Raw genomic sequence first — 26,026 nt, 5'->3', positions numbered from 1 at the left:
ACGTAAAATTTTACCACAAAAAGAGGTCCATCAGCTCTTCTGAGCTAACAAACCTCTTTTTTAATTATCAGGGCGTTATTTCACAGCCCCTTTTTTATTCCTGACAAACCTTATGCGGATTTAAAATATCGAGCGGATCAAATACTTTTTTTATTCCCTGCATCAAAACCACAGCTTTATCACTTACAGAATTGCGCAGATATTCCTTCTTAGCATAGCCAATACCATGCTCGCCCGATACATTGCCATTAAGGCTGCGAGCCTTGCTATAAAGCTTATCCATCGTCAAATTTAATATTTTATCCCATTGTTCATCAGATAACTGGTCTTTTAATATATATGCATGCAGATTTCCATCACCGGCATGACCAAAGCATTTTATGCGTATTTGCATTTCACTTTGCAATTGATGAATATATTCAACAAAATTATGCACCAGACTGCGCGGAACAACAACATCAACTTCATCCATCATTGTGGTTGAGCTTTTTATTGCTTCCAAAAAAGCACCGCGTGCCTTCCAAATACTTTCAGCACGTTCATCGGTATCGGCAATCAATAAATCAATTGCTCCCTGTTGCAGACAAATCTGGGCTACTTTATCATAATATGACGCTATTTCTTCCATACTGTTTCCATCAAATTTCAGCAATAAATAGGCATCAGCCTGATTATCAGGGAACTTTCTGCCCAAGTATTCTTCTGCGTCCATAATTACTTCCCGTTCCATAAATTCAATGGCGGTAGGAACTGCCTTTGATTTTATTATCGGCGGCACTGCTCGAATGGCCTCAGCCAATGTGGGAAATGGTACCAATAAACTTACACTTTTTTTCGGCAGGGGCAGTAATTTTAATACAGCTTTTGTTATTATTGCCAAGGTTCCCTCTGAACCTATAATCATATCCTTTAAATCGTAGCCTGAACTATTTTTTACTACTTTGCCGCCCAAGGTCATAATAGTTCCATCAGCTAAAACCACTTCCAAACCACGAACATAATCACGCGTCACACCAAATTTTACAGCCCGCATACCACCGGCATTAGTACTTATATTACCACCAATAGTCGCTGATTTTTCGCCGGGATCTGGCGGATATAGATAACCATGTTTTTCAACATAATCAGCTAATTCCATCAGTAATACGCCAGGTTCAACCGTAAGCGTCAAATTCTGTTCATCAAGCTCAATAAAATGATTCATCAATGTTGTATCAAGCATTATTCCATGTTCAATAGCTACTGAGGCGCCTACTAAGCCCGTGCCTGCACCACGCGGAGTTACCGCTATATGATTCTCACTGGCATAATGCATCAATTTCGATATTTCCTCAGTGGAAACTGCCCGTACCACCATATCAGGATAATGCTGCTTAGCACTTAATTCATCATGACTGTATTCTTCATTTATTTCATTATCCCATAAAATTCTATCACGATTTATAAAAGCAGTTATATTTTTTAAATCATCTTGATCTAATCGTTTATAGGTATTCATAATACAGCCTCCCCTGCTTTTATTTTATTTATTAATTGCGGTACTACCTCATAGACATCACCGTTTATGGCATAATTAGCTGTTTTAAAAATTGGGGCTTTGCTGTCATTATTTATTGCTAGTATCATATCTGCATGGTTCATTCCGGCAACAAATTGTACCGAACCGGAAACACCACAAGTAATTATAAGTTTTGGTCTGACGGTACGACCGCTTAATCCCACCTGCTTTTTCGGATCAAGCCAGCCAATTTCTACCAAAGGACGGGTCGAAGCCACTTCACCGCCTAAAAGGCCAGCCAATTCTTCCAGCATTTGTAAATCCTGCTTCTTTTTTATACCGCGTCCGGCAACTACCAGAACATCGGCCATATCAATTGTAGTTTCTTTGGCTTTTTTCGTTACCGATAAAACATCGACATGACTTACTAAATCACACGCAGCAACATCTAAGTGTTCGATAGTTCCTACCGCTGAATCTAATCTCTGTGGTGCGTCCATTACTTTATACCGTACTGTTGCCATTTGCGGTCTTGTATTAGGTGTCTGTATCTGCGCCATTATATTACCACCAAAAGCCGGTCGTATCTGCACTAAATCAGTATTTTCCTTTATATCAAGTACTGTACAGTCTGCTGTAAGCCCTGTAGCAAAGCGTGCTGCCACACGCGGTGCCAATTGCCGTCCTACTGGTGTTGCTCCGACTAAAATGGCTGATGGCTGAACCTCATTAATAAATTTAGCAAATACATTAGTATAAGCTTCTATCTTAAAATATTTTAATTCACTATCTTCGCAGACATATACTTTATCCGCACCATAATGCAAAAGCTCATCAGCTTCTTTTTCAATATCATTACCAATGAATAAGGCATAAACAGGCTGTGCTATCTTAGCGGCAAGTTCCCGAGCCTTTCCCAGTAGTTCATAAGTTACCGGATGAATTTTCCCATCAACATGGTCAACATATACGGCAATTCCACGCCATTTACTTTTATCTATCTGCGGCTGCACTTCATCGGCAATATATTCTACCGCTCCCTGGCCTTTTTTTTCACATAAGCGGCACATTCTGCAGCCTGCTGTTATTATTACTTCATTGTCTTTTTCCTGCATAGCATTAAACGGACATATTTGTATAAATTCCTGCGAATTTGTAATTTTTTCCTGATGAACTATAAGCTTAGCCATAATTTTCATCCCTCTTTAGCTATAATATTAATCAACCATCTTCACATTGTGCTAATTGAGTTTTATCTTCCCAAAAGGCTCCCCGCTAGGGGAGCTGGAAGCAAAGCTGCCTGAAGGGTTACCCCTTCTGACTTGACTTCGTCAAGCCACCTTCCCTATGCTATAGCTCTTAATGCTTTAGCATTCTACGCTACAGTTCTTTGCACTTTAGTGCTTAGAACTGTAGTAGGTAAGTACACACCGTGCAGGGACGGCTTTAAAGGGCACACCAGTTTATTAACCAGCACAACACAAAACCATATATTTCCCCATGTTTTTAACGGATAAATTTTTTCTCTCTTAATAAACCATATATTTGCCCGGAAATTTCCTGGGCTGTCCCCTGCCAATGCTGCTGAATCTTATCGCTGGTTGGCGGAAAAATACGCTCTACATGGGTTGGTGAACCAGACAATCCATATTTTTTTTCATTCTGGTCTTCCATATCACTAAAAGTAAAAATATCAATATCCTTTTTTTGTGTTTGCTGCTGTTTAATATACGAGGGCAGTCGTGGCTGAAAAATATCTTTTTTTACCGTTAACAGACACGGGAATTCTACCCGAACCCGTTCAATATCTTCCGGCATATCCATATCAACTATAATAGTATTGTCCTGTACCTGTTCTATTTTTTCTATGTTGCAAATACTGGGGATGTTTAGCATTTCAGCTACTTCCGGTCCAACCTGAGCGGTATCACCGTCAGTAGTCTGTAAGCCGCAAAGAATAATATCAAATTCGCCAAATTTTTTTATCCCCTGTGATAAAGTGCGGCTGGTTGCCAATACATCAGCTCCACCAAATTTTCGATCTGTTATCAGGGCTCCTTCATCCGCCCCCATGGCAAATGCTTCATATAAAACAGCCTTGGCCTGTGGTGGTCCCATACTTATAACACTAACGCTTCCACCATATTTTTCTTTTATCCGCAAAGCTGTTTCTAGTGCATATAAATCATATGGATTCATCTTGCTGTCTGTTCCATTTCTTTTCAGAACGCCAGTTTTCTCATCTACTTCAACTTTATTCGTTCCGGGAACTTGTTTTATACATACTAATATCTTCATTATTTATTCGCCTCAATTTTAATAATATATAAAAACTTTACTTCCCCACTCATATTATTAATTTATATCTTTCTATACTGCAATTGTAGCAACGTCATAAAAAATTGTAAATATAGTGAAAAATATAACTAAAATAACTATTTATTATGGAAGGATATTAAAAAAAACCGTTGCAAAATAAGCGTTATCTCCTTATTTTACAACGGTTGCTAAAGATTATTATGTTCTATAATCAAAACAGTATAATATTTGAGCCTATATAAATATTATATATCAGCCCCAGATAAAACGGACTATAAACATGCCTGCTACAGCTGCTGAAAATCCACCGATGACATTAATACCAATATTTAATAGTGCCCCCATTAAATTTCCCAGACGTACTAATGTCAAAGTATCATAACTAAACGAAGAAAATGTCGTAAGCCCTCCCAAAAAACCTACTGTGAGCAGTAAACTCACATATGGTGACATTCCCACGCTGCGCTCATTTAAAAACGTTGATATTATGCCGATTAAAAAGCACCCCAACAAATTGACAGTTACCGTTCCGTATGGAAAAGCCGTACCATATTTCTGCGCCAGCATTGTCGATATATAAAATCTGGAACCACCTCCAACAGCACAGCCTACCATTACACACAAAATTTTTGTTAACATACGCCCCAACCTTTTCCTGTATTTTTAGTAATCTGCATATATAACAAAGACTCCTGCCATAAGTAGCAACAGCCTACTTACAACAGGAGTCATCACTGTCAAGACAGATTTAATGGCGAACTCCATCACCAAATTTAATAAAAAGTATACTATTTATGTTATAATTCGTCAAGTATTCCCGTTATTGATAATTTTTCTTATATAATAACAGCATATTATTTTTTGCATAAGTTATCAAAGTATATTATAATTAATATTTGAATATACATTTTTATTTTTGCATTATATTCATATTTTAAATTATCCGAAAGGATTAAATTAATGCTTAATAATTCTACCAGACCTCTTATTGAAGGCGCTATGCTGACTGCCCTGACTGTAATCATGGCAATAAGCGGTACAGCTTTGCCGATGTTTTTCTTTCTTTTGTACATACTTCCGCTTCCCATTGCCATAAATATATTTCGTCATGGACTACGCTGGGGATTCATATCAGTTATTGCTGCCAGCCTAATTACAGGCAGTGTATTTGGGTTTCAGTCAGCTCTATCCATCATTATAATAACAATTTTAACCGGGCCAGCACTTGGTTATGGCTTTCGGCACTTATCCCCAACCAAAAATCTTCTTTTGACTATGGGGGCATCAATTTTATCTGTAGGTTTATCTTTAGCTGCTGTTTTTTTGCTAATGGGTGTCGATGTATTTAAGGATTTGGGAACTACTTTAAACACAGCCACACAGACTACACTAAAAATGTATCAGTCGATGGGTCTTGCACCTGAACAACTGCAGACTCAAACTGCCCAAATAGAGCATATTGTTAAGCTTATTATGCTTTCATTGCCAGCAGCAATTGCCCTTTCAGCTATTTTTAGTGCTTTGATTAATTTCCTATTGACCCATCGTCTATTAAAACGTCTTGGTGAACGCAATTTAGCTGGGCTGCCTCCATTTGCTCAATGGCGCATGCCAGTCATATTTGTATTTTTATTTGGCTTTTCACTTGTGGGCCTATATTGGGGAAGTACTCGCAGCATCACTATTTTGTACAATGTTTCCTTTAATTTAAATTATTTTTCCTCAATGTTTTGCCGCCTGCAGGGTCTATCCCTGCTTTACTTTATTTTAGAACGATTAAAGCTATCTACATTACCAAAGATTCTCATCATGGTTCTAATTATCTTCACACCTTTTTTAGAAATTTTTATGTATGCCGGTCTATTTGATATGATTTTCGATTATCGTACTCGTTTAAAAATAAAAAGGGATTAGCAATTTAGTAAGGAGTGTCATTATGCCTCGCAGATTATCTTCATGGATAGACATTTGCATCACACTTATTGTTATTACAGGATTATTGCTTACACTTTTATGCTATAATATATATTTAGCGGCAGCAGGACTTTTGCTACTCATCTGTTTATTATTATTCCTGCGTGAACGTAATCATGATCGTCAAAAAGCACTATCAGACTATTACCAAAATGTTGTTAAAAACATCAATGAAATATCAAATTACGCCCTTGACCAATTGCCGCAGGTAATTCTCATTGTTGACCGTGACAGCCGCTTAGAATGGCACAACAATGAACTGATTAAATGGCTGGGCAAAGAACCAGAACTGGGCACCGTTATTCATGAATTTTGGCCGGAACTTAATTTAGATGCCCTTTGGGGACAGATTGGCGAGATTGTTTTTAGCAATAATAATAAGTTTTATCTATTAAAGCATCGGCCTGTCTCCACGGATACCGATCTAAACGGTTTGATGGCACTGTATATTTCTGATGTTACCCAATCGGAAGAATTTAAACAAGTGACCGCTGCCCGTATGCCTTTATTTGGTTATATCCAGATTGACAATTATGATGATGCCATGCAGGGATTAAGTGATGCCCAGCGCACTGCTATTCTTTTTGAAGCTAATAGCATTCTTGATAAGTGGGCACAATCATTAAAAGCTTTTTTACGTCGTCTTGATGATGATTTATATATTATTATGATTGAACATCAAATGCTTGAGTTAGCTATGAATGATAAATTTGATGTACTCGACCGCATCCGCAACATGCGTGGTCCTAATAAATTTCCTATAACCTTAAGCATCAGCCTTGTAGAATCACGTCAAAGCATGTCCATGGAAGAACTCGGTGCCCTAGCCCAATCCAACCTTGATCTTGTCCTAGGACGCGGTGGTGATCAGGTAGCTGTTAATATCGAAGGTAAAGTCAAATTTTTTGGTGGCAAGACCAAGGCCGTGGAAAAACACACTCGGGTAAAATCACGCGTTGTATCACATGCCGTCAGTGAAATAATTGAAAAATCTGATGTTATCTTTATAATGGGACATCATAACGAAGACTTTGATAGCTTAGGTGCTGCTATCGGTGTCGCTGCTATGGCCAAGTTTTTACAAAAAGAAGTTCATATCATCCTAAGTGAAATGAATGAAGGTATTGATAAATTTGCTGAGCTGGTTAAAGACAGTCCTGAATATTCAAGCTTGTTTATTACGGAGGAAGAAGCCCTTAATATCACAGCCTTAAATCCATCACTGTTTGTCGTTGATACACATATACCACATCTTGTTGCCAGCCAAAAGCTGCTTGAAACCATTAAAAATACCGTAGTAATTGATCATCATCGCCGTTCTGAGCATGTTATAAAAAATTCTCTGTTAATATATATTGAGCCGTCCTCATCATCCACTAGTGAACTGATAACAGAACTTTTGATGTATTTTAGTGATGATCCGCTAATTTCCCGCATTGATGCAACAGCATTATATGCCGGAATTATTGTTGATACAAAAAATTTCAAGGTACAGACTGGTGTACGCACCTTTGACGCCGTTGCTTATCTGCGCCGCAATGGAGCTGATCCCCAGCTTGTCAGTCATCTGTTCCGCACCGATTATAATACAAATGTTGCCAAAGCTCAGGCTATATCTAACTCCGTTTTTTACGATGGCGGCCTATTAGTTTCAACCTGTCCCGATAACGCTGCTAATATCCAAATACTGTCGGCCCAGGTTGCTGATTATCTCTTAGGTATTGATCAAGCTCGTATGAGCTTAGTATTTTTTAAGCTCAATGATAATACGGTTGGCATAAGTGCTCGTTCCTTAGGTGAACTCAACGTCCAAGTGCTTATGGAAGCCTTTGGCGGTGGTGGTCATTTAAATGTAGCTGGCGCCCAAGTAAAAGATGGAAATTTACAGGAAATACAGAAAAAAGCTATTGAACTAGCTAAAAATATAATAAAAGAGGTTGATAATAATGAAAGTAATCCTCGAACAGGATCTTAAAAAAGTCGGAAAAAAAGGGGATATTGTTGAAGTTTCTGAAGGTTATGCCCGCAACTTCCTATTCCCTAAAAATATAGCTATTGAAGCCACTGCCAGCAATGTAAATGTGGCTAAAGCTAAACAAGGCTCTCAGCAAAGAAAAAAACAACAGGCCAATGATGAAGCTATCTTGATGGCTGCCCAACTGGAAAAGGTTGAAATAACCCTTGTTGTCCGCGTGGGCGAAGCTGGTAAATTATTTGGTTCCATCACTGGTAAAGATATTTCCGCTGCCCTAAAGAAGGATTTCAATATTGATATTGATAAGCGCAAAATTGAATTGACCAACGAAATTAAAAGCATCGGTGATTATGAAGCTGTTATAAAAGTACATCCAACTATAACTGCTAAAATAACGCTGCATGTCATCGCCAATTAATAATAAGTTCCATTAAAATATTTATATGTTTCAATATCCGCTATCATCATATATCAGGCAAAATATTTGCTTGATATAATGGTGACTTATTAACAATTAGGATGTTTATATACCTTATTAATAAGTCATTCATTTGTAGTGAAAGCGGATATTTTTATCTTTACAACGAATATTGTCATAATAATATATTCTTTTTATAGAGGAAAAAAAATGTCATTTAAAAAATTTTTACAAAAATATTTCTCACAAAAAACTCAGCCAGCTCCAGCTAAACCACCACTAACGATGCCCAAACTCGATGAAAATTATCTAAACCCTTTAGCTAAGGACGTCAATGCTGTATACAGCATCTTAGTTGATGTTATGGGTTCAGAGAAGTTAGTTCTAAAAGCTGGCAAGCTTGATGCTATAAAATTGCTGCAATCCAAAGATTATAAAGAACGCGTTCTTGCCCTGCAAAAAATCGTCTTTGAGGATCCCACCTATGAAACTATTCCTGAGGACAAGGAAATACCTGTAATTCTTGCCAACGTAGCTGAAAGAATTGCTGATATAATCGCGCGCCGCAATATGGAAGAAAAAATAGAAAAACGTATTGCGGAAAAAATGGAAGAGAATCATCAAGATTATGTCTCTGATATTCGCATGCAGATTCTCAAAGAAGAACAGCCGGAGGAAGATTCCCCCCAGGCAAAGAACAATTTAAAAAAGCTTGAGGAATTGGAAAAAATAAATCTTACCCAATCGGTAATGGAGCTGCTGCGTCCGCAGTCACTCGAAGAAATAGTTGGTCAGGAAAGAGCCGTTGCTGCCCTAAAAGCCAAACTATCTTCACCTTATCCACAGCACTTAATCCTCTACGGACCTCCCGGTGTCGGCAAAACAACGGCTGCCCGTCTTGTACTGGACAGCGCCCGTCAAGAAAAATATACGCCGTTTGCTGCATCTGCTCCTTTTATCGAAACAGATGGCACTACATTACGCTGGGATCCACGCGATATGACCAATCCATTATTAGGTTCAGTCCACGACCCTATCTATCAAGGTGCCCGCCGCGATTTGGCTGACAGTGGCATTCCTGAACCAAAACCGGGTCTGGTAACCGATGCCCATGGCGGTATCCTATTTATCGACGAAATCGGTGAAATGGATGAAGTACTGCAAAATAAATTATTAAAAGTACTTGAAGATAAACGCGCTTATTTTGAATCGGCCTACTATGACCCTACCGATCCCGGCATCCCTCAATATGTTCGTAAGTTGTTTGACGAAGGAGCACCTGCTGACTTTGTTTTAATCGGTGCCACTACACGCGATTCGATGTATATCAATCCAGCCCTGCGTTCCCGCTGTGCTGAAATCTATTTTGAACCACTTACACCTAAACATATTGAAAAAATCGTCCAGAATGCTGCTGACAAATTAGAAGTCAAGCTTGCTGATAAAGTTGCCCAAGTAATAAGCGAATATACCATTGAAGGCCGTAAGGCCATAAACATTTTAGCCGATGCCTATAGTTTAGCACTGCAGGAAAATTCATCTTCCGATGAAGCTGATATAACCATAAGTCTCGATAATATTTATAAAGTGGCACAAGTCAGCCGCTTATCACCTTTTATTACAAAAAAAGCCTCTAACAAAGCTGAGCAAGGTAAAATTTTTGGTCTCGGTGTTGCTGGTTTCATTGGCTCAGTAATCGAAATAGAAGCTATTGCTTTTGAAGCCGGAAAAAAAAGTCACGGCAGTGTTCGCTTTAATGATACTGCCGGCAGCATGGCTAAGGATTCGGTATTTAATGCAGCCGCTGTTGTACGCAAACTTACCGGTAAGGATATTAATGATTACGATATCCATCTAAATGTTATTGGCGGAGGCAATATTGACGGTCCTTCCGCCGGAACGGCTATAATGACCGTACTGATCTCTGCCCTTACTAATAAAAAAATCCGGCAGGACACAGCCGTAACTGGTGAAATTTCCATTCAGGGAAATGTCCGTCCTGTAGGCGGTGTTTTTGAGAAAGCTTATGGCGCAAAACAAGCAGGTATTTCTCGTCTAATAATCCCCAAAGAAAACGAAAAAGATATTCCGGCTAATCTCCTGGGGTTAGAAATTTTCCCGGTAGAAACTGCCCAGCAAGCTTTAGACCTGTTATTTACTGCCGATGAGCAGCTATAACATACATCTGTCGTATTTATCTGTTTAAAGGAGGCCATCTTATTGCTCGACAGAGTTCCACCCCAAAATATCGAGGCTGAACAATCAGTACTCGGTGCTATGCTTATTTCCCGCGATGCTATTTCTGAAGCTGCACAAATCCTTGTTGACAAGGATTTCTATCGTGAAGCCCATCGCATCGCTTTTTCCACCATGGTAGAAATTTTTAATCGCAATGATCCTGTAGATTTAATCACAGTAACCGAACAATTACGTAAAACAAATCAGTTGGAAAAAGTCGGCGGTATCACTTTTCTTACCGCTCTGGCCAACAGCATTCCCAGTGCCGCCAATATTGTTTACCATGCCAAAATAGTAAAGGAAAAATCACAGCTGCGTGCTTTGATAAATACCGCTACGACTATTGCTGCACTTGGTTATGAAGATGACGATGATGTTGATGTTGTACTTGATAAATCAGAAAAAATGATTTTGGAAGTTGCCAACAACCGCACTGTTGGTGATTTTATGCCCATAAAAACAATTTTACTCGACACCTTCAGTAAAATCGAACAAATGCATGAAGCCAAGGGCGGCATTACCGGTCTGTCTACCGGCTTTAAAGATCTTGACAAACTCACTTCCGGTTTTCAGCCCTCAGATTTAATTCTTGTAGCAGCTCGTCCCAGTATGGGTAAAACAGCTTTTACTTTAAATATTGCTACGCATGCCGCTGTCCGAAAAAAAGAACCTGTAGCCTTTTTCTCCTTGGAAATGTCCAAGGAGCAATTAGTACAGCGTATGCTCTGTTCTGAAGGCGGCATCGATTCACAACGCATGCGAACCGGCGGACTGCTCGATGAAGATTGGCAACGCTTAATTAGTGCTGCTGATCGTTTGTCGTCCTCTCCTGTTTTCATAGATGATACCGCCGGCATAACTATAATGGAACTGCGTTCTAAAGCACGCCGCTTAAAACTTGAAAAAGGATTATCCCTGATTATTATTGACTATTTGCAGCTTATGCAGGGAAAAGGCGGCAGCAAGGGCGATAACCGACAACAGGAAATTTCCGAAATCTCACGTTCTTTAAAAGCCTTAGCACGTGAACTCAATGTACCGGTAATAGCATTATCGCAGCTTAGCCGTAGTGTTGAAGCCCGACAGGTAAAAAAACCAATGCTCAGCGATTTACGTGAATCTGGCTCACTGGAACAGGATGCTGATATTGTTATGTTTTTATATCGTGAAGATTATTATGATCCCGATACTGAAAACAAGAATATTACCGACATCATCATTGCCAAGCATCGTAATGGACCCGTTGATACTGTACAGCTCTATTTCCAAAAAGAATTTACGCGTTTTGGCAATTTGGCCCGTGAACAAATGCCTGATCAACAATAATATTATTAAGGAACTAAAAAAACTGCCGTCTTTGCGGCAGTTTTTTTAGTTTCTTAATAAGCAATCGTCAAATCAACATGATTTCGTTCTAATAATTTTTTTGTCTCATCCGAAATTTTACCATCAGTGATAACTTTATTTATTTCCGAAAATCTAAATTGCAATACGACACCCTGCTTTTGGAATTTGCTGGAGTCAGTCATAATAATAATTTGTCTGGCTGAACCTGCCATGCTATGAACAGATTCCATACGCATCATTTCACCACTGGTAAATCCTACTTTAGGAATAAAACCATCCGTTCCAATAAACAGCTTATCCACAAAAAATTCACTGGCATATTTTTTCAATAGCGGACCTACCATTGCCTGTGTTTCTTTTTGGTATTCACCACCCAGCAATATAATACGCACATTGCCTTTATCACGTATGTAATTAGCAATAAATGCCGAATTTGTAATAATGGTTACATCTTTTTTAGTTTCGGCAATCTGTTCAGCTAAAAGCGTGCAGGTCGAACCTGATTCAATCATGATCGTTTCGCCATCAGCAACTAATTCTGCTGCCTTTACCGCAACCTTCATTTTGCTTTCATATCTCACTGCCAGCTTATTATTTACATCATCGGCTTTACGGCATAGCGCATAGCCATGTTCTCTAACTAACAAGCCGCGCTCAGCTAAAACATCAAGGTCTTTTCTAATCGTAACCTGTGATACATCAAGCATTTCTGATAAACGATTTACTTCAATTCGTTTATATTCATTTACCAAGTCAAGAACTTGAGCGTGTCTCTCATTCATAATACCCCTCCTTTTACAAGTATAACATATGATTATTTCGTATACAACACAGCAATGCTATTTTTCGTTAATTTGTAATATAGTAAATTTTAAAATATTTTTATATATTATATGCTGTAAAAGAAGTTTATTAGCAAAACCATCATATATCGCTTAATTTTCATCTATGATCCAAAATAATTGCATAAGCATTTTAGTTTCAAATATAAGCTATTGCTGCCAATCATTATTATCTAATATTTGATATGGGTTATTTATAATATCAGTGGTTATCACCCTTAATACAAAATTGTTATCAAAACGTTCGATGTTATTTATGGGTGAATCACTCGTTAATATAATGATGTCACTGGCCGCAATTTCCGCCTCGGTAAGACCATTATATATATTAGCCTCTTCTTGTATCTCTATCCTTAAGTCTATATTCTTGTGCTCTGCTGCCTGAGACAGTGCCTTAACTGCCTGATATATTTTGTGTCCGTTTTGAGGATTAGCTATAACTGCTGCCACTTTTTTCATTATTGCGCCGCCTTTCTTCGTACGAAATTTATATTTTTTACGAACGGTTACAATATAAATATATATCACAATTTTTTCTTTGTCAATAAAATAATATTTATTTATTAAAATAATCTAAATATTGTAATTCATTATATTTTTAATAGTTATATATATTTACATAAAAAAAGCTGCCACTTGGCAGCCTCTTTTATGTAAATTATCAGCCAAAATTAAATACTATCAATTTTTCTTCTGTTAATTCACGTACAGCATATTCAGGGCCTTCCCGTCCAATACCACTGTCCTTAACGCCACCATAGGGCATATTATCCATGCGGAAAGTAGAACCATCATTGATAATAACTCCGCCTGCTTCAATTTTTTCGGCACAAATATGAGCAATTGGCAGCGATTTGGTAAAGACTCCGGCCTGCAGCCCATAATTAGAATTATTTACGGCAGCAATAGCTTCTGCAATATCATCATAAGGCATTATTGAAAATACCGGCGCAAATGTTTCTTTACTAATAACCTTCATATCAGGCTTAGTATTAACAAGAATTGTTGGTTCAAAGAAAGAACCACTGCGATTACCGCCGATAAGAACTTCCGCGCCTGCCTCAGCCGCTTCCTTAACCCATTCTTCAATACGTATGGCTTCTTTTTCTGCAATCATTGGTCCAATATCAGTTGCTTTATCCAATGGCTTACCTAAATGAAGTGTTTTAGCAAATTCAACTGCTGCTTCACAAAATTGTTTATAAATATTTTTATGTACATATACTCTCTGGCATGATATACAAACCTGTCCGGCATTAACGAATGCATATTTTGCACATAACTTGGCAATTTTAGCAACATCTTCAACATCTTCATGCACGATATTAGCCGAATTAGACCCTAATTCCAAAGCAACCCGCCTAAAGCCAGCAGCCTGCTGCAATGCTTTACCCACTGGCACACTGCCTGTAAAGGAAAACATTTTTATGCGGCTGTCTTTTGCTAATAAATCGCCAATAAAAGAACCTTTCCCCATAATTAAATTCAAAAAACCCGCTGGCAGTCCTGCATCAGCAAATGCATCACATAGCAATGATGCTGTAAGCGGTGTTGCTGAAGCCGGCTTATAAACAACTGTATTTCCGGCAGCCAAAGCTGGACCTATTTTATGACAGGCCAGATTAACGGGGAAATTAAACGGTGTTATTGCCGCAACAACACCTAATGGCATCCTTTTGGTATAAGCCATGCGTTTTTCACAGCCAGGTGCCCCTTGTATCGGCACCATTTCACCAGTACGGCGTTTAGCTTCTTCGGCTGATAAAATAAGTGTCTGGTAAGAACGCGCTATTTCTCCCATGGCATCATTTATTGCCTTACCGGCTTCCATCGCTAAGGTTTCAGCAAATTCTTGCTGCCGTGCCATCATATTATTAGCTGCCTGCATCAAAATTTCATAACGTTTATATGGCGCAAGTGTTATATTTTCAAATGCTGTTTGTGCCGCGTCAACAGCCATTGTCACTTCTTTTTCACCAGCTGTGCAAATCTGGGCAAAAGGTTCGCCTGTTACCTTATCACTAACAGCTTCCTTACTTGCTGTTGTGATTTTTTTACCATTAATAAATAGTTCGTATAACTTCATCTTAATCCCCCTAAACATTATTACAGTAACTATATAATTTATTATTATTATCTGTATTTATTATAAACATTATATTCCATAAAGTAAATTATATAAAATTGTCATTTTTCCCACGCCACGCAACTCTATCTTGTATATTTTTATTTTATATGGTACTATTCATTTGTTTAATAAATGCCTTATTATAAACAGCAGATGATATTTACGCAAAATCATACTGCGCCAGGCAGCTTATTATCAATAATTCCATATGGTATCTCCCCAGTATTCTGCTTGGATCTTCTTTGACTAAGACAGAAAGGAGCTTTAATTTTATACGACTATAAGCAAACCTTTCGTTTTTCGAAGGGCTTTTTTATTTTTAAAAAGGAGCATTCTATGAAAAAACTTTCCTATAAAGAAAAATTTATACAAATGAATCGTGAAGCACGAATAATTTGTATCATAACTGCCATTATTATAATATTTTGGTGGCTTATGGCCTTTGGTATAAACCAAGATATAACATTTTTCAGCTTACCCGTATGGTTTATCGGTGCCTGCATCGGCACCTATCTGTTGACCGTTATTCTTATAATATTTGCCGTAAAGAAATTTTTTGTTGATTTTGACCTTGATGATGAAATTACTAAAAGGACTGATGATTAAATGACTGATTTTACCAGACTATTACCCTCAGCACTCTTTTTTTTATGCCTATTATTACTGGGCTTTTATCTAAAAAAACAGGATGCCCAAAAACGTCAAAGCAATTTTTCCAAGGAATATTTTATCGGCGGGCGCAGCCTCAATGGCTTTGTCTTAGCTATGACCTTAGTTGCCACTTATGGCTCAGTCAGTTCCTTTGTTGGTGGCCCTGGTGTCGCTTGGCAAAAAGGCTTTGCCTGGGTGTTATTCGCTTCTGTACAAATAATTGCCGCTTACCTCATCTTAGGCATCTTTGGCAAAAAAATGGCTGTAATTGCCCGCAAAATCGACGCTATCACTATTATTGACCTTATACGCTTTCGCTATAAATCAAATATTTTAGCCAATTTATGTGCCTTGGTATTGCTAGTATTCTTCACCACCCAGATGATCGCCCAGTTTATTGGCGGTGCGCAAATTTTTGCGGCGGTAACGGGCATGAGTTATACCACAGGTCTGCTTTTTTTTGCTATAGTTGTTATCATCTATACAACTATTGGCGGCTTTCGAACCGTAGCCATCACCGATACAGTTTGTGCCATCATGATGCTTCTGGGCATGTTCTTTCTGGCTTTTGCTATTTTACAGCAAGGCGGCGGCCTGCAAAATATTATGCATAGCCTGCAAGCAGTTTCCCATGTACCAAATAACATTGATTTACTATCGCCTACCGCCAGCGGTTCCGTGCCAATCCCTTTATTGATGAGCCAATGGATATTATGCGGTATTGGCACTATTGCCCTGCCTCAGTCGGCAGTGCGTTGCATAAGTTATAAAGATACACAATCGGTGCATCGAGCCATGATTATCGGCACTATTGTCTGTGGCGCAATGATGGTCGGCATGCCGCTTTTAGGGGTACTGGCCCGCGGTGTTATAACGGTTCCCTTAGCTCAGCTTGGCGGCAATACCGATAAAATAATGCCTATGCTCATTGCCAATTATATGAATCCCTGGTTGGCTGGAATAACTATTATCGGGCCGTTAGCCGCTACCATGTCCACTATTTCCTCCCTGCTTATTGCCGGTTCATCGGCTATCGTCAAAGATATCTATCTATTTTATAATAAAAATGCCAATAATGTTGAAAATCAAAAAACACTCAGCTATATCAGCACTACTATAACTGCCTTGATGGGAATCATCACCGTAATAATGGCACTGCATCCACCAGATATTATCGTCTGGATAAATCTGTTTGCCTTCGGTGGACTTGAAACAGCTTTTTTCTGGATATTACTGTTGGGCTTCTTTTGGCATCGTGCCAATTCCCATGGTGCCGTTTTATCTTTAGTTGGCGGTCTTGCTGCCTACTGTCTATGTACCGCCTATGGCCTAAAAATTTCTTCTTTTCATAATATAGTAATCGGTATTGGCAGCGGTGCTGTATTTTTCATTATTGGCAGCATTTGGGGCAAAGCTCCCGACGAAAAAATAAAAAGAATATTTTTCCCTGAACGCTATTGATTATTTACAATAATACATTTATTTAAATCCTTATTGACACAATATGAATTAAATTTTATAATAATATGCATGACACAATCGTCTATAATCATTATTTGAGTAAGGAAAAGAGGTTTTTTATTATGAATGAACACCAATATAAATTTGAAACACTCCAGCTGCATGTTGGTCAGGAAGAAGCCGATTCAGCAACTGCCTCACGTGCTGTCCCAATCTACCAGACAACTTCTTATGTTTTTAAGGACTGTCAGGAAGCCAGTGATTTATTTGGCCTAAAAAAGTCTGGTAATATTTATGGCCGTCTAACCAACACCACCCAGGATATCTTTGAACGCCGTATTGCTGCTTTAGAAGGCGGTGTAGCAGCTTTAGCAACTGCTTCCGGCGCAGCTGCTATTAATTATATCTTTCAAGCATTGGCTCATACCGGTGACCATATTGTTGCTGCTACAACTATTTACGGCGGTACATATAATGTCTTAGAACATACTCTGCCAGATCAAGGCGTTACTACCACTTTTGTTGACCCTACCAAAGGAACCGATGGCTTTGCTGCTGCTCTGCAGGACAACACCAAATGCATTTTTATAGAAACTGTCGGCAATCCTAATGCTAATTTAATCGATATTGAAAAAGTAGCTGCTATCGCCCACGCCCATAAAATCCCGTTAGTAATTGATAGTACTTTTGCCACACCATATCAGCTCAAACCATTTGAATATGGCGCTGATATCGTTGTCCATTCTGCTACTAAATTCATTGGCGGACACGGAACTACCTTGGGCGGTGTTATTGTTGACAGCGGAAGATTTGACTGGATTGCTTCGGGAAAATTCCCGCATTTAGTTGAACCAAACCCCAGCTATCATGGTGTAAGCTTTGCTAAAGATATCGGAGCTGCTGCCTTTGCCTTTTTTGTAAGAGCTCTGTTATTGCGTGATACCGGTGGCTGCATTTCTCCTTTTAATGCCTTCTTACTATTACAGGGAACCGAAACCTTATCCTTGCGCGTAGAACGCCATGTAGAAAACGCCTTAAAAGTCGTTAACTTCTTAAACAAACATCCAAAAGTAGCTAAAGTAAATCATCCTTCATTAGCTGACCATCCTGACCATGAATTATATAAAAAATATTTCCCTAACGGTGGTATTTCCATATTCACCTTTGAAATTGCCGGTGATGCTGATAATGCCCGCAAATTTATTGATAATTTAAAAGTATTTTCTTTATTAGCCAATGTTGCTGACGTTAAATCACTTGTTATCCATCCTGCCAGCACCACTCATTCCCAAATGAATGAACAGGAATTGGCAAATAGCGGCATAACAAAATCAACTATTCGTCTTTCTATCGGAACCGAACATATTGATGATATTCTTTGGGATATGCAGCAGGCTTTTGATTCTATCTGAGCCAAAAAAAACTGGACCTGAATCTTTCGATTCAGGTCCAGTTTTTATTGGATATCTGGGACAAATAACGCCGGCATCTTATTTACTATATCTGATACTTTTTGCTCTAAAACCAGTGCTTCCTGGTAATTTTTTTCTGCAACTGACAATTTCTTTTTATCCTTATCCTTCATTCCTGCAGCAAAATCCTGCCAGGCGATTATGGTTTTAGCATTACTCTGTAAGCGTAAAATATGCAGATGCTGCGCACCTGCTGGAACATTTACCTGCTGCAGATAATTTTCATGAGATAAATACGCCGGAATTATACTATTTTTAATAAAGGCGTATAATTGGCTGCGATTACTGCCGGGCATATTATAACTAAAATCTTTGGTCATATTTTTAAACTGCTGCTGCAAACCGTTAAATTGTTTATTATAAGCAGTAGTTTTACTTTTAGTATTTTCTAAATAAGTTCGTATATCATTTTGACATGCATTACGCACGTATGTTAAATAATCATGATAATTAATAATTTTTACTACCTGCCAAGTGCCCTGATCATTAGGCTGCATTAATAACTGCAGTTCAAATTCTGTTCCCGTATAGCGGTCTATTACGGTTAATGGCAGTAATTTTTCGCCATTTGTGCCGGTATTAATACTGCCAATGGCTTTTATTTTTGTACTGCGCAACAAAGAACGTGTCAATAATTCCTCATAATCGATTCCCATATCGCGCCCTTTTAATATTGATGTTCTGCTCGGCTGCGGCCATCTATGCTCCTGCAAATAATCAGCAATCATCTGCAATGTTCCACGGCAAAGATCAGGTTTTATTAATTTATAGAACAAATCAAATCTTTTCTTTGTTTCCGGTTTCATCGGAATTGCTGTAAATAAGTCGCCGGTAACATCATCATAGGCACTATTCACTATTGTTGGCATAGCTATATAACGATTAAGTATCTCATTGTTATTATTCTTATAGGCAAATTTAAGCTGCGCTGCTGCATACCCTGCTGTCTGCATATATAAAACAAACAGCATATATACTATTAAAAAACCAGCCGCAAATACTACCACTATTTTATTGCCTGACATAACAGCATCTATTTTTGTTTTTATTCCATCTTTGTTCATCAATCAAACTCCTGTGCTTATTATCTAGAGCCTTTTTATTATACTATATTTCATGAAAATTTTATATCTTTACCTAAATTATATTACTATTATGCAAAAATTCTTTTAAGACATCATAATATTCTTTGTTATTCTTAGTAATAGATAAAGCATGCGGCGCATTAGCAAAAATATGCGACTGTTTATATGATTTACAACCAGCATATAATTTCTGCATAGAAGTTGTTGGTACTAGTTCATCAGCTCCACCATGCAAAAACAAAATAGGACTTTTAGCTTTTTGCACGGCATTTAAAGGCGACAGTTCAGCCATTGTACTGCCGGTATGCCAATACATCGATACCTGACAATAAAACCATAATAAATTTATAATCATATCATTTTTTTGTACTTGCAAAAACGACCGAAACTTTTCATGGTAGATACTCGATAAATCATCATAAGCACTGTCTTCCACATAAAAATCGGCCGGTGTAACTCCACTAGCCCCACTATATAACAATGCATAAGACGCACCTAATGATATTCCATGCACACCTATAATTTTATTCTTTTTTTGGTTCTTCAAATATGTTATCCACGCATCAATGTCGCCAACTTCCTTTTTCCCCCAGGTCATCTGACCTTTACTTTGACCATGTCCGCGCAAATCTACCAATAATACATTAAATCCCAAATGTAAATATATTGGTACATAATCAATCGACATCGACCTGTTTTGATATAAGCCATGCATAATAAGCACCGCTTTATCGGTCTGCATTGGATTTTTAATATATGTCCCCGTCATTACATAACCATCATTAGTCGTTATTGTGACCTGTTCCCATTTTTTTTCCTGCTCATATTCCTTTATCCGGGTAACATTTTCCGAATAGTCAGCTAGGACTGGGACCAAATGGTCCACCTGCTGCTTATTGAGCATTAAATACATTGTATTGCCAACTATTGCCCCAATAACATTAATCGTTATAAAAATGCCAATAATTATCCCTGACAATATATATAAATATTTGTAGTATTTTTTTATCATTCATGATCTCCTTATATTGCATATTTTGTTACCTACCTCCTTGTAATATCGAATAAATGATAGTTCCCTTTCTTCTTTATGTCAACTCAATTTTTTTATTTATTAATTTTTTCTTGCATTTGCTGCAATATCGTTTTATAATATTGTTTGTGTTAAGAGGTTTCACCTTTATGGGGATGTAGCTCAGCTGGGAGAGCGTACGGTTCGCATCCGTGAGGTCGAGAGTTCAATCCTCTTCATCTCCACCAGAATCAAATTTAATATGGGGGCATAGCTCAGCTGGGAGAGCGCTTGCATGGCATGCAAGAGGTCAGGAGTTCGATCCTCCTTGTCTCCACCATTATAAAATAATGATTTATGAAGTTTGGGAGCAAACTTTATAAATTGATAAAAACCGGTAGGAATTTTCCTATCGGTTTTTTAGTATAAATACTGTTTCATAAATTGTATAATAAATAAAAAAAGAAAGGTGCAAGTAATATGTGTAAAATGGAAAAAGCAAGAATAGCATATAATGGTCCATCTTTGGAATATGGGCAAATAGATGTTCGTAAATTAGCACCTGCTTTATTAGATTTTACTGATTTGATTGAAAATGCAAATTTAGCTATTGGTGGCGAATATCAAATATAAATATTATTAAATCAAGACAGTATAAAAAAGGGGCATTTGATATCACTCTGTTGTTAAATTGTTCCTTATTGGAGCAGGCAAATTTTTTTATTACTGCATCACAAAATAATGGGCTTGCTCAACTAATGAAAATATTAGGATGGGTTGGAACATGCATTGCGACAATAACTGGCATTTTTCCCTTAATAAAAGAAGTTAAAGGAAGAAGGCTTAAGAACATACAACACTTGGATAAAAACATAACTGTAATATATTTAGAAGATGGTAAAGATATTTTTATCTGCTAAATGCCGTCAAAATATAGAAAAAATAATTCCCCCTTTAAATACAGAAAGAATTGATAGTTTCGAACTTCGCAATCCAAATGAACCAGAAAATAAATTGCCAATTGAGCAAATTAATAAGGATGACATAGACAATTTTATCCTACTACCTATTGAAACAATAAATGAAGAAGAAATCGAAGAAAGCGAAATGACGGTAAAAATTATTTCCATTAACTTTGAAAAGGGTAAATGGTGATATGTTAAGAATCAAATATCGTATTAAAAAAATACTCTATCAAGTGATTATATAGTGACTAAAGTTTTAGAAGTAAAAAAGCGGCCAGAACAAATAAAATTAGACTTTGATTATAAAAAAGGGAATCGAGGTCGCTAAATAATTAGTTTATTTAGCGACCTCTCTCACCACCGTACGTTCCGTTTGGTATACAGCGGTTCAATAATTTAACGTAAATGCATACCTCGTATTTCTTCGCTATGTTTATATAGCCTAGAGATTTGAGGTATTTGTCTGTTAGCCATCTGTTGCAGGATTAGATTTCACTGGTTTTCTACTCTCTTAACATGACTTCACCTTCCTCTGTTCAAGCACTCGATTATTGTTCGGCCCTTCCTGAAAAAAAAACTTCCAGTACTATGACCTCGGCTGACTTCTCATGATAAATCTTGTTTCAACCATGCTTCAAAAGAAAATCTCCGCATGTCCATGAGGTCTCTCCGGTAAGAACACAGTCTTTCTATCTATCTGCCACATTTACAGGATTGGCCTCGAGTAGTTTTGGGTTTTGGGCTTCAGTTTGTTATGCAGCCTTACCCGGCTTCTTCCTGCCTTATATGTGGTTTCTGTTCGTCAAACCAGAGATTTGCCGCCGGCTTCCTTCAGATTCCACCTCGCGGTGGACACCCTTGCCTTGAGCTATGTGCTTGGCACTACTAACCCGCACTCGGGACTTTCACCCGTTAGACTGCGCCCATACCGGGCGCACATGCAAAAAGCCACTAACCTTTTTTAGGTAGCGGCTTTTTATATAAAAAGAACTTTTTTGTATTGTTTAATTAAGCTTTGGAAGCAAATATTTTTTTAATATTTAATAGCTTAGTTGTTCCACATTTTCTACATGTAAGTTTAAGATTTTTATTAACTTTAGTGGCTAATATATAGCTATCAGTGCAACCAGTGCAAAGATTTCCTTTAAATCCCTTTTTATATAGTTCTTCTAGTATTTCACTAGTTTCTCTATTATTTTCTTGATACATATGGCATGATTCCTTTCTGTACTACTTTATAATCATACCATAGATTAAATGAAAAGTATATAAAAATATTTATTTATAGAAAATAATTATTATTTAAGAAAAGAATACCAACCTGTAAAGAAGCCTTGGGGTTATTCCCTTGCGGTTTTACTTCGTATAATAAAAATTATTTTTAACTTTCCTATAGTATAACATATAAAATATATGAAAAATTCCTGGAAATTTATAAACATATTAATTCTTAGTAATATAATGAAAAAATACTTATATTTCTGTCAATAATAATAACTTTTTACATTCAAACCATACTTTTCACAAAAAGATTTTACTGTAAGATTGCTGTCGGCTCGCTCTTTCAAATACTTCCGCCATTGTTGCAAACGATATTGTCTGGTTAATTCTTTAGTGCTTATGAGAAAATCCTCCTTTAGATTTTTTCGAGTTTTTCAGCCTGCTCTGAAAACTCTAAAGAAATCATCCCATGTTTGGGGAGTATTTTACATCCACTGTTTTATTATTCGCTTACGATTATTTGAAGGCGACGAATAAAAGATAGGATAAAAACTATTATTGTAAGAAAGGCATTTGGATATTGAGATGAAAAAATGCGTCACTTAAATAGTGATGCACTTTTAGCAGTAATTGGATAGCGGATTTTCACATTTAAGTAAAATTTGAAGAACTCTCATTTTTTTACTAGGTCTATTTTTTCGGTATCCTCATATGCTCTAATTAAAAAAATTATACTAGTTATAGTTGATTGTAATGCAAATGCAGTAAAATACTCGGGAATATCATCGGAGGTTTTATAATGATCTTTATGTCTTAATGATAAAGGATCAATTCTTAAAATATTAACTAACGAGGTATACTGATTTTGTAAATATCCTGGAATCAATTTACTATTGCAAATAATATTAATAAGTTTTGATCTTGAACCTACAGTATTAATCCATTTTTTATTCATACAAATTGATTGCATTGTATTATCAATAGCTAGCAAAGCGTTCGTAAGTGATTTTTGGTAATCTTCTATAGAATAGAAGTCTTGCGCTTTTATAAGCGTATTTAATGCAATACTAAATTTATGCTTATCTAATAACCTAACAGCAACAGCCAAAAAAGTAAATTGAAAATCATTTTTCATAATAAATCCACCTATAATACAACTTTATATGATTAGCTTATATTGGACATCTAATTCGTAAGCATTATAAAACGCAAAAAAAGAGCCCCTTACAAAAAAGGACTCTCACACGTTCTTGTTATAATAAGATTACTTCTAATGTTTTAATAAGTTTATCATTATGGCAGCAAATTGTCAATTTTTTTACTATATATGTTAACAATTTATTATTTAATCTTTTTGTATAAAAAGCTATGCTTTTTTTATTTTGTACCTGAATTTTGGATTCTTCTATAAAAGACTGTGTATTTTGTTTCTGAAAACATATAACAAATGGCACACAGCTGTAACAAAGACGTTCACAAGATATATTCAATTTTATTTTTTTATCAGCAAACCACACATAACATTCTTCCCAATCAATTTGCATAGCCTCTTGTATGGCATTCAAGAGGTCGAGGATTCGATCACCTTCGTCTCCACCATTATAAAGAATAACAGACTTGCTATTAGTGAGTCTTTTTTGTTATATTATCATTAATAATATTGTCTTATCCTTTTTAATTATCTTAACCTACAACTGTATTTCGACCGGCATTTTTTGCTTTATATAAATTTTTATCGGCATTATTCACGGCCTGTTCCAAAACAAGATGGATATCATTTACCTCCTGTGGTTCTATGATATCCAGTCCAAAACTGCCGCCAACTTTTATTTCTACACCCTCACGTGTTTTAATTTTCATTTCATTTACTGCCCTCTGGATACGCTCTGCAATTTGGCGCAGTTCTTTATAGCCTACTTCCGGCAAACATATTATAAACTCATCGCCGCCATACCGCCCCAAAAGGTCATACTGGTGGCAATTGGTCCGCAGTAAATCCGCTAATTTTTTTAAGACCAGATCCCCTGTAACATGTCCGTATCTATCATTTATATCCTTAAACTTATCGATATCAGCTAAAATTATTCCAATGGTATAGTTTTTTCGTCTTGCTTTTTCGTACTCTTCACAAAAACGATCCACAAAAATTTTACGATTATAAGCCTGCGTTAAATCATCATAATAAGCCAATATTTCCAATTTTTTTCTATTTATTTCTGCTTTTATCAGCCTTTGTGCCCGATGTTTTAAAATAGTAGTATTAATCGGTTTTGTAATAAAATCATCCGCTCCGGCATCAAAGACTTTTTCTGCATATTCATCATCATCAAATGCCGTAATCATTATTATCGGCGTAAACTCACCAGCATTAGAATGCCTTATTTCATGGCATAATTCTATTCCGCTTTTATTTGGCATTAGAATATCCAATAAAATCAAATCAGGTTTCTGCTGATTAATTATTTCCATAACCTGATTGCCATTATCTACTTCAATAACCGTATATTCCTCCGCTTTTAAAAAATCACTGGTTATTGTCCGTACTAATTTATCATCATCCGCTATTACTATCAGTGGTTTTTTTACATCAGTAGTATTCTCCATATTTTTCTCCTCTCCAACCAGCCAATCATATCTATAAATGTATTTAAAAGCATTTTTACGCAAATTGCAATAGCAAATTGAACACTTTTTTATCCATAATTATTTTTGGTTAGAATATATTTTATCTAAATTTTCATCAAAAAGCTCTTCTGGTGTTTTGTAATTTAATAATTTACGAGGCAATCCATTGAGTTTATCAGCAAAAGAAAGAATCTGTTCAGAACGAAAACATTTAATGGAAACTCCTTTGGGCACAAATTTTCTTAGCATGCCATTATGCCGTTCGTTTTTGGCCCGCTCGTAAGAATTGTAAGGATGCGTGAAGTAAACTTTTGTACCCCACTTTTCAATCGCTGCCAACTTCTCAAATTCTGAGCCATTATCCGCTGTTATTGTTTTAAATACTTTATTAAATTTACTACCATATGTTTCACGAAGTTTTTCCATAGCCTTATTTACTGCATCGCTTGTTTTGCCACTGATTTTAAACGCAAGATAGTTATTGGTTATACGTTCGATAAGCGACAGGATAACTTCTTCATGACCTTTGCGTTTACCAACTACTGTATCTATTTCCCAATGTCCAAATTGACTATTTTCATCAACTATTTTGGGACGTTGTTCGATACTTCTTCCTTTTAGTCGTTTGTTTTTTCGATAGTAGTTCTTTTTGCGTCTGCGTGTCAAAACATAAGGAACGTCAAACATTGTAATTGGCAATTTGCCTTTTCTTAATTCGTTGTACATGGTTTTTGTTGATAACATTTTGGATTTACTAAATAGCTGATTAACCCGTGCATATCCGACACAGGCATC

The 26,026-nt window shown here is 37.0% G+C and carries 25 protein-coding genes, 2 tRNA genes and 1 riboswitch; of the genes, 13 read left to right on the top strand and 14 right to left on the bottom strand.

Features of this window, described 5'->3' with window-relative positions; all coding sequences use genetic code 11:
* Window positions 1-94: 94 nt before the first annotated feature.
* The 4 genes from HNR32_RS11600 to crcB all read right to left on the bottom strand — a co-directional run bounded on the left by HNR32_RS11600 (window position 95) and on the right by crcB (window position 4,456).
* Window positions 95-1,498 (bottom strand): FAD-binding oxidoreductase, encoded by a 1,404-nt coding sequence (locus HNR32_RS11600; RefSeq protein WP_183862846.1) that lies wholly within the window; start codon window positions 1,496-1,498, stop codon window positions 95-97.
* Window positions 1,495-2,688, bottom strand: a complete 1,194-nt coding sequence (locus tag HNR32_RS11595; protein WP_183862844.1) for an electron transfer flavoprotein subunit alpha/FixB family protein — start codon at window positions 2,686-2,688, stop codon at window positions 1,495-1,497. The genes HNR32_RS11600 and HNR32_RS11595 overlap by 4 nt, the downstream gene beginning before the upstream one ends.
* Before the next feature lie 316 nt (window positions 2,689-3,004).
* Window positions 3,005-3,796 carry an electron transfer flavoprotein subunit beta/FixA family protein gene (locus HNR32_RS11590; RefSeq protein WP_183862842.1) on the bottom strand — a complete coding sequence of 264 codons (792 nt, stop codon included), beginning with the start codon at window positions 3,794-3,796 and terminating at the stop codon, window positions 3,005-3,007.
* A gap of 273 nt (window positions 3,797-4,069) precedes the next feature.
* Window positions 4,070-4,456, bottom strand: a complete 387-nt coding sequence (gene crcB / locus HNR32_RS11585; RefSeq protein WP_183862840.1) for a fluoride efflux transporter CrcB — start codon at window positions 4,454-4,456, stop codon at window positions 4,070-4,072.
* 76 nt (window positions 4,457-4,532) lie between these two features.
* A riboswitch (Fluoride riboswitch) is annotated at window positions 4,533-4,595 on the bottom strand.
* A 182-nt stretch (window positions 4,596-4,777) separates the two neighbouring features.
* On the opposite strand from crcB, the gene HNR32_RS11580 reads away from it, so the two are divergent.
* The 5 genes from HNR32_RS11580 to dnaB all read left to right on the top strand — a co-directional run bounded on the left by HNR32_RS11580 (window position 4,778) and on the right by dnaB (window position 11,748).
* Window positions 4,778-5,731, top strand: coding sequence for a YybS family protein (locus HNR32_RS11580; protein ID WP_183862838.1), 954 nt, complete (start codon window positions 4,778-4,780; stop codon window positions 5,729-5,731).
* A 22-nt stretch (window positions 5,732-5,753) separates the two neighbouring features.
* The gene (locus tag HNR32_RS11575; RefSeq protein ID WP_183862836.1) at window positions 5,754-7,766 is read left to right on the top strand and encodes a DHH family phosphoesterase; all 2,013 of its coding nucleotides are present in this window, start codon (window positions 5,754-5,756) and stop codon (window positions 7,764-7,766) included.
* Window positions 7,738-8,184: a 50S ribosomal protein L9 gene (gene rplI, locus HNR32_RS11570; protein WP_183862834.1), complete on the top strand. Its 447-nt coding sequence runs from the start codon at window positions 7,738-7,740 to the stop codon at window positions 8,182-8,184. Before HNR32_RS11575 ends, rplI begins: the two co-directional genes overlap by 29 nt.
* 210 nt (window positions 8,185-8,394) lie before the next feature.
* Window positions 8,395-10,362: a Lon family ATP-dependent protease gene (gene lonC, locus HNR32_RS11565; protein ID WP_375782640.1), complete on the top strand. Its 1,968-nt coding sequence runs from the start codon at window positions 8,395-8,397 to the stop codon at window positions 10,360-10,362.
* Between the two features lie 42 nt (window positions 10,363-10,404).
* Window positions 10,405-11,748 (top strand): replicative DNA helicase, encoded by a 1,344-nt coding sequence (dnaB, locus tag HNR32_RS11560; protein ID WP_183862832.1) that lies wholly within the window; start codon window positions 10,405-10,407, stop codon window positions 11,746-11,748.
* Between the two features lie 53 nt (window positions 11,749-11,801).
* On the opposite strand, the gene HNR32_RS11555 is transcribed toward dnaB, so the two are convergent.
* The 3 genes from HNR32_RS11555 to HNR32_RS11545 form a co-directional block, all read right to left on the bottom strand.
* Complete coding sequence (locus tag HNR32_RS11555; protein ID WP_183862830.1) at window positions 11,802-12,551, bottom strand: DeoR/GlpR family DNA-binding transcription regulator; 750 nt, start codon at window positions 12,549-12,551, stop codon at window positions 11,802-11,804.
* 210 nt (window positions 12,552-12,761) lie between these two features.
* Window positions 12,762-13,070 carry a PTS sugar transporter subunit IIB gene (locus HNR32_RS11550; protein WP_183862828.1) on the bottom strand — a complete coding sequence of 103 codons (309 nt, stop codon included), beginning with the start codon at window positions 13,068-13,070 and terminating at the stop codon, window positions 12,762-12,764.
* A gap of 202 nt (window positions 13,071-13,272) precedes the next feature.
* Entirely contained in the window at window positions 13,273-14,697 is a 1,425-nt protein-coding gene (locus HNR32_RS11545; RefSeq protein ID WP_183862826.1) for an aldehyde dehydrogenase family protein, read from the bottom strand.
* Between the two features lie 378 nt (window positions 14,698-15,075).
* Here HNR32_RS11545 and HNR32_RS11540 point away from each other — a divergent pair, with 378 nt between their 5' ends.
* The 3 genes from HNR32_RS11540 (at window position 15,076) to HNR32_RS11530 (ending at window position 18,263) form a co-directional block, all read left to right on the top strand.
* Window positions 15,076-15,345: a DUF997 family protein gene (locus HNR32_RS11540; RefSeq protein WP_183862824.1), complete on the top strand. Its 270-nt coding sequence runs from the start codon at window positions 15,076-15,078 to the stop codon at window positions 15,343-15,345.
* Entirely contained in the window at window positions 15,346-16,851 is a 1,506-nt protein-coding gene (panF, locus tag HNR32_RS11535; protein WP_183862823.1) for a sodium/pantothenate symporter, read from the top strand.
* Between the two features lie 122 nt (window positions 16,852-16,973).
* A complete protein-coding gene (locus tag HNR32_RS11530; RefSeq protein ID WP_183862821.1) occupies window positions 16,974-18,263 on the top strand; it encodes an O-acetylhomoserine aminocarboxypropyltransferase/cysteine synthase family protein in 1,290 nt (429 codons plus the stop codon).
* A gap of 44 nt (window positions 18,264-18,307) precedes the next feature.
* Here HNR32_RS11530 and HNR32_RS11525 read toward each other — a convergent pair whose 3' ends face one another.
* Together HNR32_RS11525 and HNR32_RS11520 are read right to left on the bottom strand one after the other, a co-directional pair.
* On the bottom strand, window positions 18,308-19,387 hold the full coding sequence (locus HNR32_RS11525; RefSeq protein WP_183862819.1) for a hypothetical protein: 1,080 nt from the start codon (window positions 19,385-19,387) through the stop codon (window positions 18,308-18,310).
* Window positions 19,388-19,460: 73 nt separating this feature from the next.
* Window positions 19,461-20,420 carry an alpha/beta hydrolase gene (locus tag HNR32_RS11520; RefSeq protein WP_183862817.1) on the bottom strand — a complete coding sequence of 320 codons (960 nt, stop codon included), beginning with the start codon at window positions 20,418-20,420 and terminating at the stop codon, window positions 19,461-19,463.
* Window positions 20,421-20,592: 172 nt separating this feature from the next.
* Between HNR32_RS11520 and HNR32_RS11515 the strand changes: the two genes are divergently transcribed.
* The 5 genes from HNR32_RS11515 (at window position 20,593) to HNR32_RS11495 (ending at window position 21,575) form a co-directional block, all read left to right on the top strand.
* A tRNA-Ala gene (locus tag HNR32_RS11515) sits at window positions 20,593-20,668 on the top strand.
* 16 nt (window positions 20,669-20,684) lie between these two features.
* Window positions 20,685-20,760, top strand: a tRNA-Ala gene (locus tag HNR32_RS11510).
* Between the two features lie 140 nt (window positions 20,761-20,900).
* A complete protein-coding gene (locus HNR32_RS11505) occupies window positions 20,901-21,053 on the top strand; it encodes a hypothetical protein (protein ID WP_183862815.1) in 153 nt (50 codons plus the stop codon).
* 68 nt (window positions 21,054-21,121) lie between these two features.
* Entirely contained in the window at window positions 21,122-21,340 is a 219-nt protein-coding gene (locus HNR32_RS11500; protein WP_183862813.1) for a hypothetical protein, read from the top strand.
* Window positions 21,315-21,575 carry a hypothetical protein gene (locus HNR32_RS11495; RefSeq protein ID WP_183862811.1) on the top strand — a complete coding sequence of 87 codons (261 nt, stop codon included), beginning with the start codon at window positions 21,315-21,317 and terminating at the stop codon, window positions 21,573-21,575. The genes HNR32_RS11500 and HNR32_RS11495 overlap by 26 nt, the downstream gene beginning before the upstream one ends.
* An 818-nt stretch (window positions 21,576-22,393) precedes the next feature.
* Here the strand turns inward: HNR32_RS11495 and HNR32_RS11490 are convergent.
* The 5 genes from HNR32_RS11490 to HNR32_RS11470 form a co-directional block, all read right to left on the bottom strand.
* Complete coding sequence (locus HNR32_RS11490) at window positions 22,394-22,594, bottom strand: hypothetical protein (RefSeq protein ID WP_183862809.1); 201 nt, start codon at window positions 22,592-22,594, stop codon at window positions 22,394-22,396.
* A gap of 685 nt (window positions 22,595-23,279) precedes the next feature.
* Window positions 23,280-23,741 (bottom strand): abortive infection family protein, encoded by a 462-nt coding sequence (locus HNR32_RS11485; RefSeq protein ID WP_183862807.1) that lies wholly within the window; start codon window positions 23,739-23,741, stop codon window positions 23,280-23,282.
* A gap of 118 nt (window positions 23,742-23,859) precedes the next feature.
* Window positions 23,860-24,171: a hypothetical protein gene (locus HNR32_RS11480; protein WP_183862805.1), complete on the bottom strand. Its 312-nt coding sequence runs from the start codon at window positions 24,169-24,171 to the stop codon at window positions 23,860-23,862.
* A gap of 118 nt (window positions 24,172-24,289) precedes the next feature.
* On the bottom strand, window positions 24,290-25,210 hold the full coding sequence (locus HNR32_RS11475) for a GGDEF domain-containing response regulator (protein WP_183862803.1): 921 nt from the start codon (window positions 25,208-25,210) through the stop codon (window positions 24,290-24,292).
* Window positions 25,211-25,309: 99 nt separating this feature from the next.
* Window positions 25,310-26,026: IS30 family transposase (locus tag HNR32_RS11470; RefSeq protein WP_183862800.1), on the bottom strand; the 717-nt coding region annotated here is incomplete at its 5' end.

The organism is Pectinatus brassicae, from assembly GCF_014201835.1.
In the GTDB taxonomy this organism is placed as follows: domain Bacteria; phylum Bacillota; class Negativicutes; order Selenomonadales; family Selenomonadaceae; genus Pectinatus; species Pectinatus brassicae.
Note: the sequence above shows the minus strand (reverse complement) of the source record. Positions and strands in the feature narration are given on the sequence as shown.

Bases quoted from the DNA above. Each gene is read 5' to 3' on its own strand.
- HNR32_RS11555 (WP_183862830.1), bottom strand. From the start codon at position 12,551: ATGAATGAGAGACACGCTCAAGTTCTTGACTTGGTAAATGAATATAAA.
- HNR32_RS11545 (WP_183862826.1), bottom strand. From the start codon at position 14,697: ATGAAGTTATACGAACTATTTATTAATGGTAAAAAAATCACAACAGCA.
- HNR32_RS11505 (WP_183862815.1), top strand. From the start codon at position 20,901: ATGTGTAAAATGGAAAAAGCAAGAATAGCATATAATGGTCCATCTTTG.
- HNR32_RS11550 (WP_183862828.1), bottom strand. From the start codon at position 13,070: ATGAAAAAAGTGGCAGCAGTTATAGCTAATCCTCAAAACGGACACAAA.
- HNR32_RS11595 (WP_183862844.1), bottom strand. From the start codon at position 2,688: ATGGCTAAGCTTATAGTTCATCAGGAAAAAATTACAAATTCGCAGGAA.
- crcB (WP_183862840.1), bottom strand. From the start codon at position 4,456: ATGTTAACAAAAATTTTGTGTGTAATGGTAGGCTGTGCTGTTGGAGGT.
- HNR32_RS11600 (WP_183862846.1), bottom strand. From the start codon at position 1,498: ATGAATACCTATAAACGATTAGATCAAGATGATTTAAAAAATATAACT.
- lonC (WP_375782640.1), top strand. From the start codon at position 8,395: ATGTCATTTAAAAAATTTTTACAAAAATATTTCTCACAAAAAACTCAG.
- HNR32_RS11575 (WP_183862836.1), top strand. From the start codon at position 5,754: ATGCCTCGCAGATTATCTTCATGGATAGACATTTGCATCACACTTATT.
- HNR32_RS11485 (WP_183862807.1), bottom strand. From the start codon at position 23,741: ATGAAAAATGATTTTCAATTTACTTTTTTGGCTGTTGCTGTTAGGTTA.
- HNR32_RS11490 (WP_183862809.1), bottom strand. From the start codon at position 22,594: ATGTATCAAGAAAATAATAGAGAAACTAGTGAAATACTAGAAGAACTA.
- HNR32_RS11540 (WP_183862824.1), top strand. From the start codon at position 15,076: ATGAAAAAACTTTCCTATAAAGAAAAATTTATACAAATGAATCGTGAA.
- HNR32_RS11495 (WP_183862811.1), top strand. From the start codon at position 21,315: ATGGTAAAGATATTTTTATCTGCTAAATGCCGTCAAAATATAGAAAAA.
- HNR32_RS11590 (WP_183862842.1), bottom strand. From the start codon at position 3,796: ATGAAGATATTAGTATGTATAAAACAAGTTCCCGGAACGAATAAAGTT.
- HNR32_RS11525 (WP_183862819.1), bottom strand. From the start codon at position 19,387: ATGAACAAAGATGGAATAAAAACAAAAATAGATGCTGTTATGTCAGGC.
- HNR32_RS11475 (WP_183862803.1), bottom strand. From the start codon at position 25,210: ATGGAGAATACTACTGATGTAAAAAAACCACTGATAGTAATAGCGGAT.
- HNR32_RS11520 (WP_183862817.1), bottom strand. From the start codon at position 20,420: ATGATAAAAAAATACTACAAATATTTATATATATTGTCAGGGATAATT.
- HNR32_RS11530 (WP_183862821.1), top strand. From the start codon at position 16,974: ATGAATGAACACCAATATAAATTTGAAACACTCCAGCTGCATGTTGGT.
- HNR32_RS11580 (WP_183862838.1), top strand. From the start codon at position 4,778: ATGCTTAATAATTCTACCAGACCTCTTATTGAAGGCGCTATGCTGACT.
- rplI (WP_183862834.1), top strand. From the start codon at position 7,738: ATGAAAGTAATCCTCGAACAGGATCTTAAAAAAGTCGGAAAAAAAGGG.
- panF (WP_183862823.1), top strand. From the start codon at position 15,346: ATGACTGATTTTACCAGACTATTACCCTCAGCACTCTTTTTTTTATGC.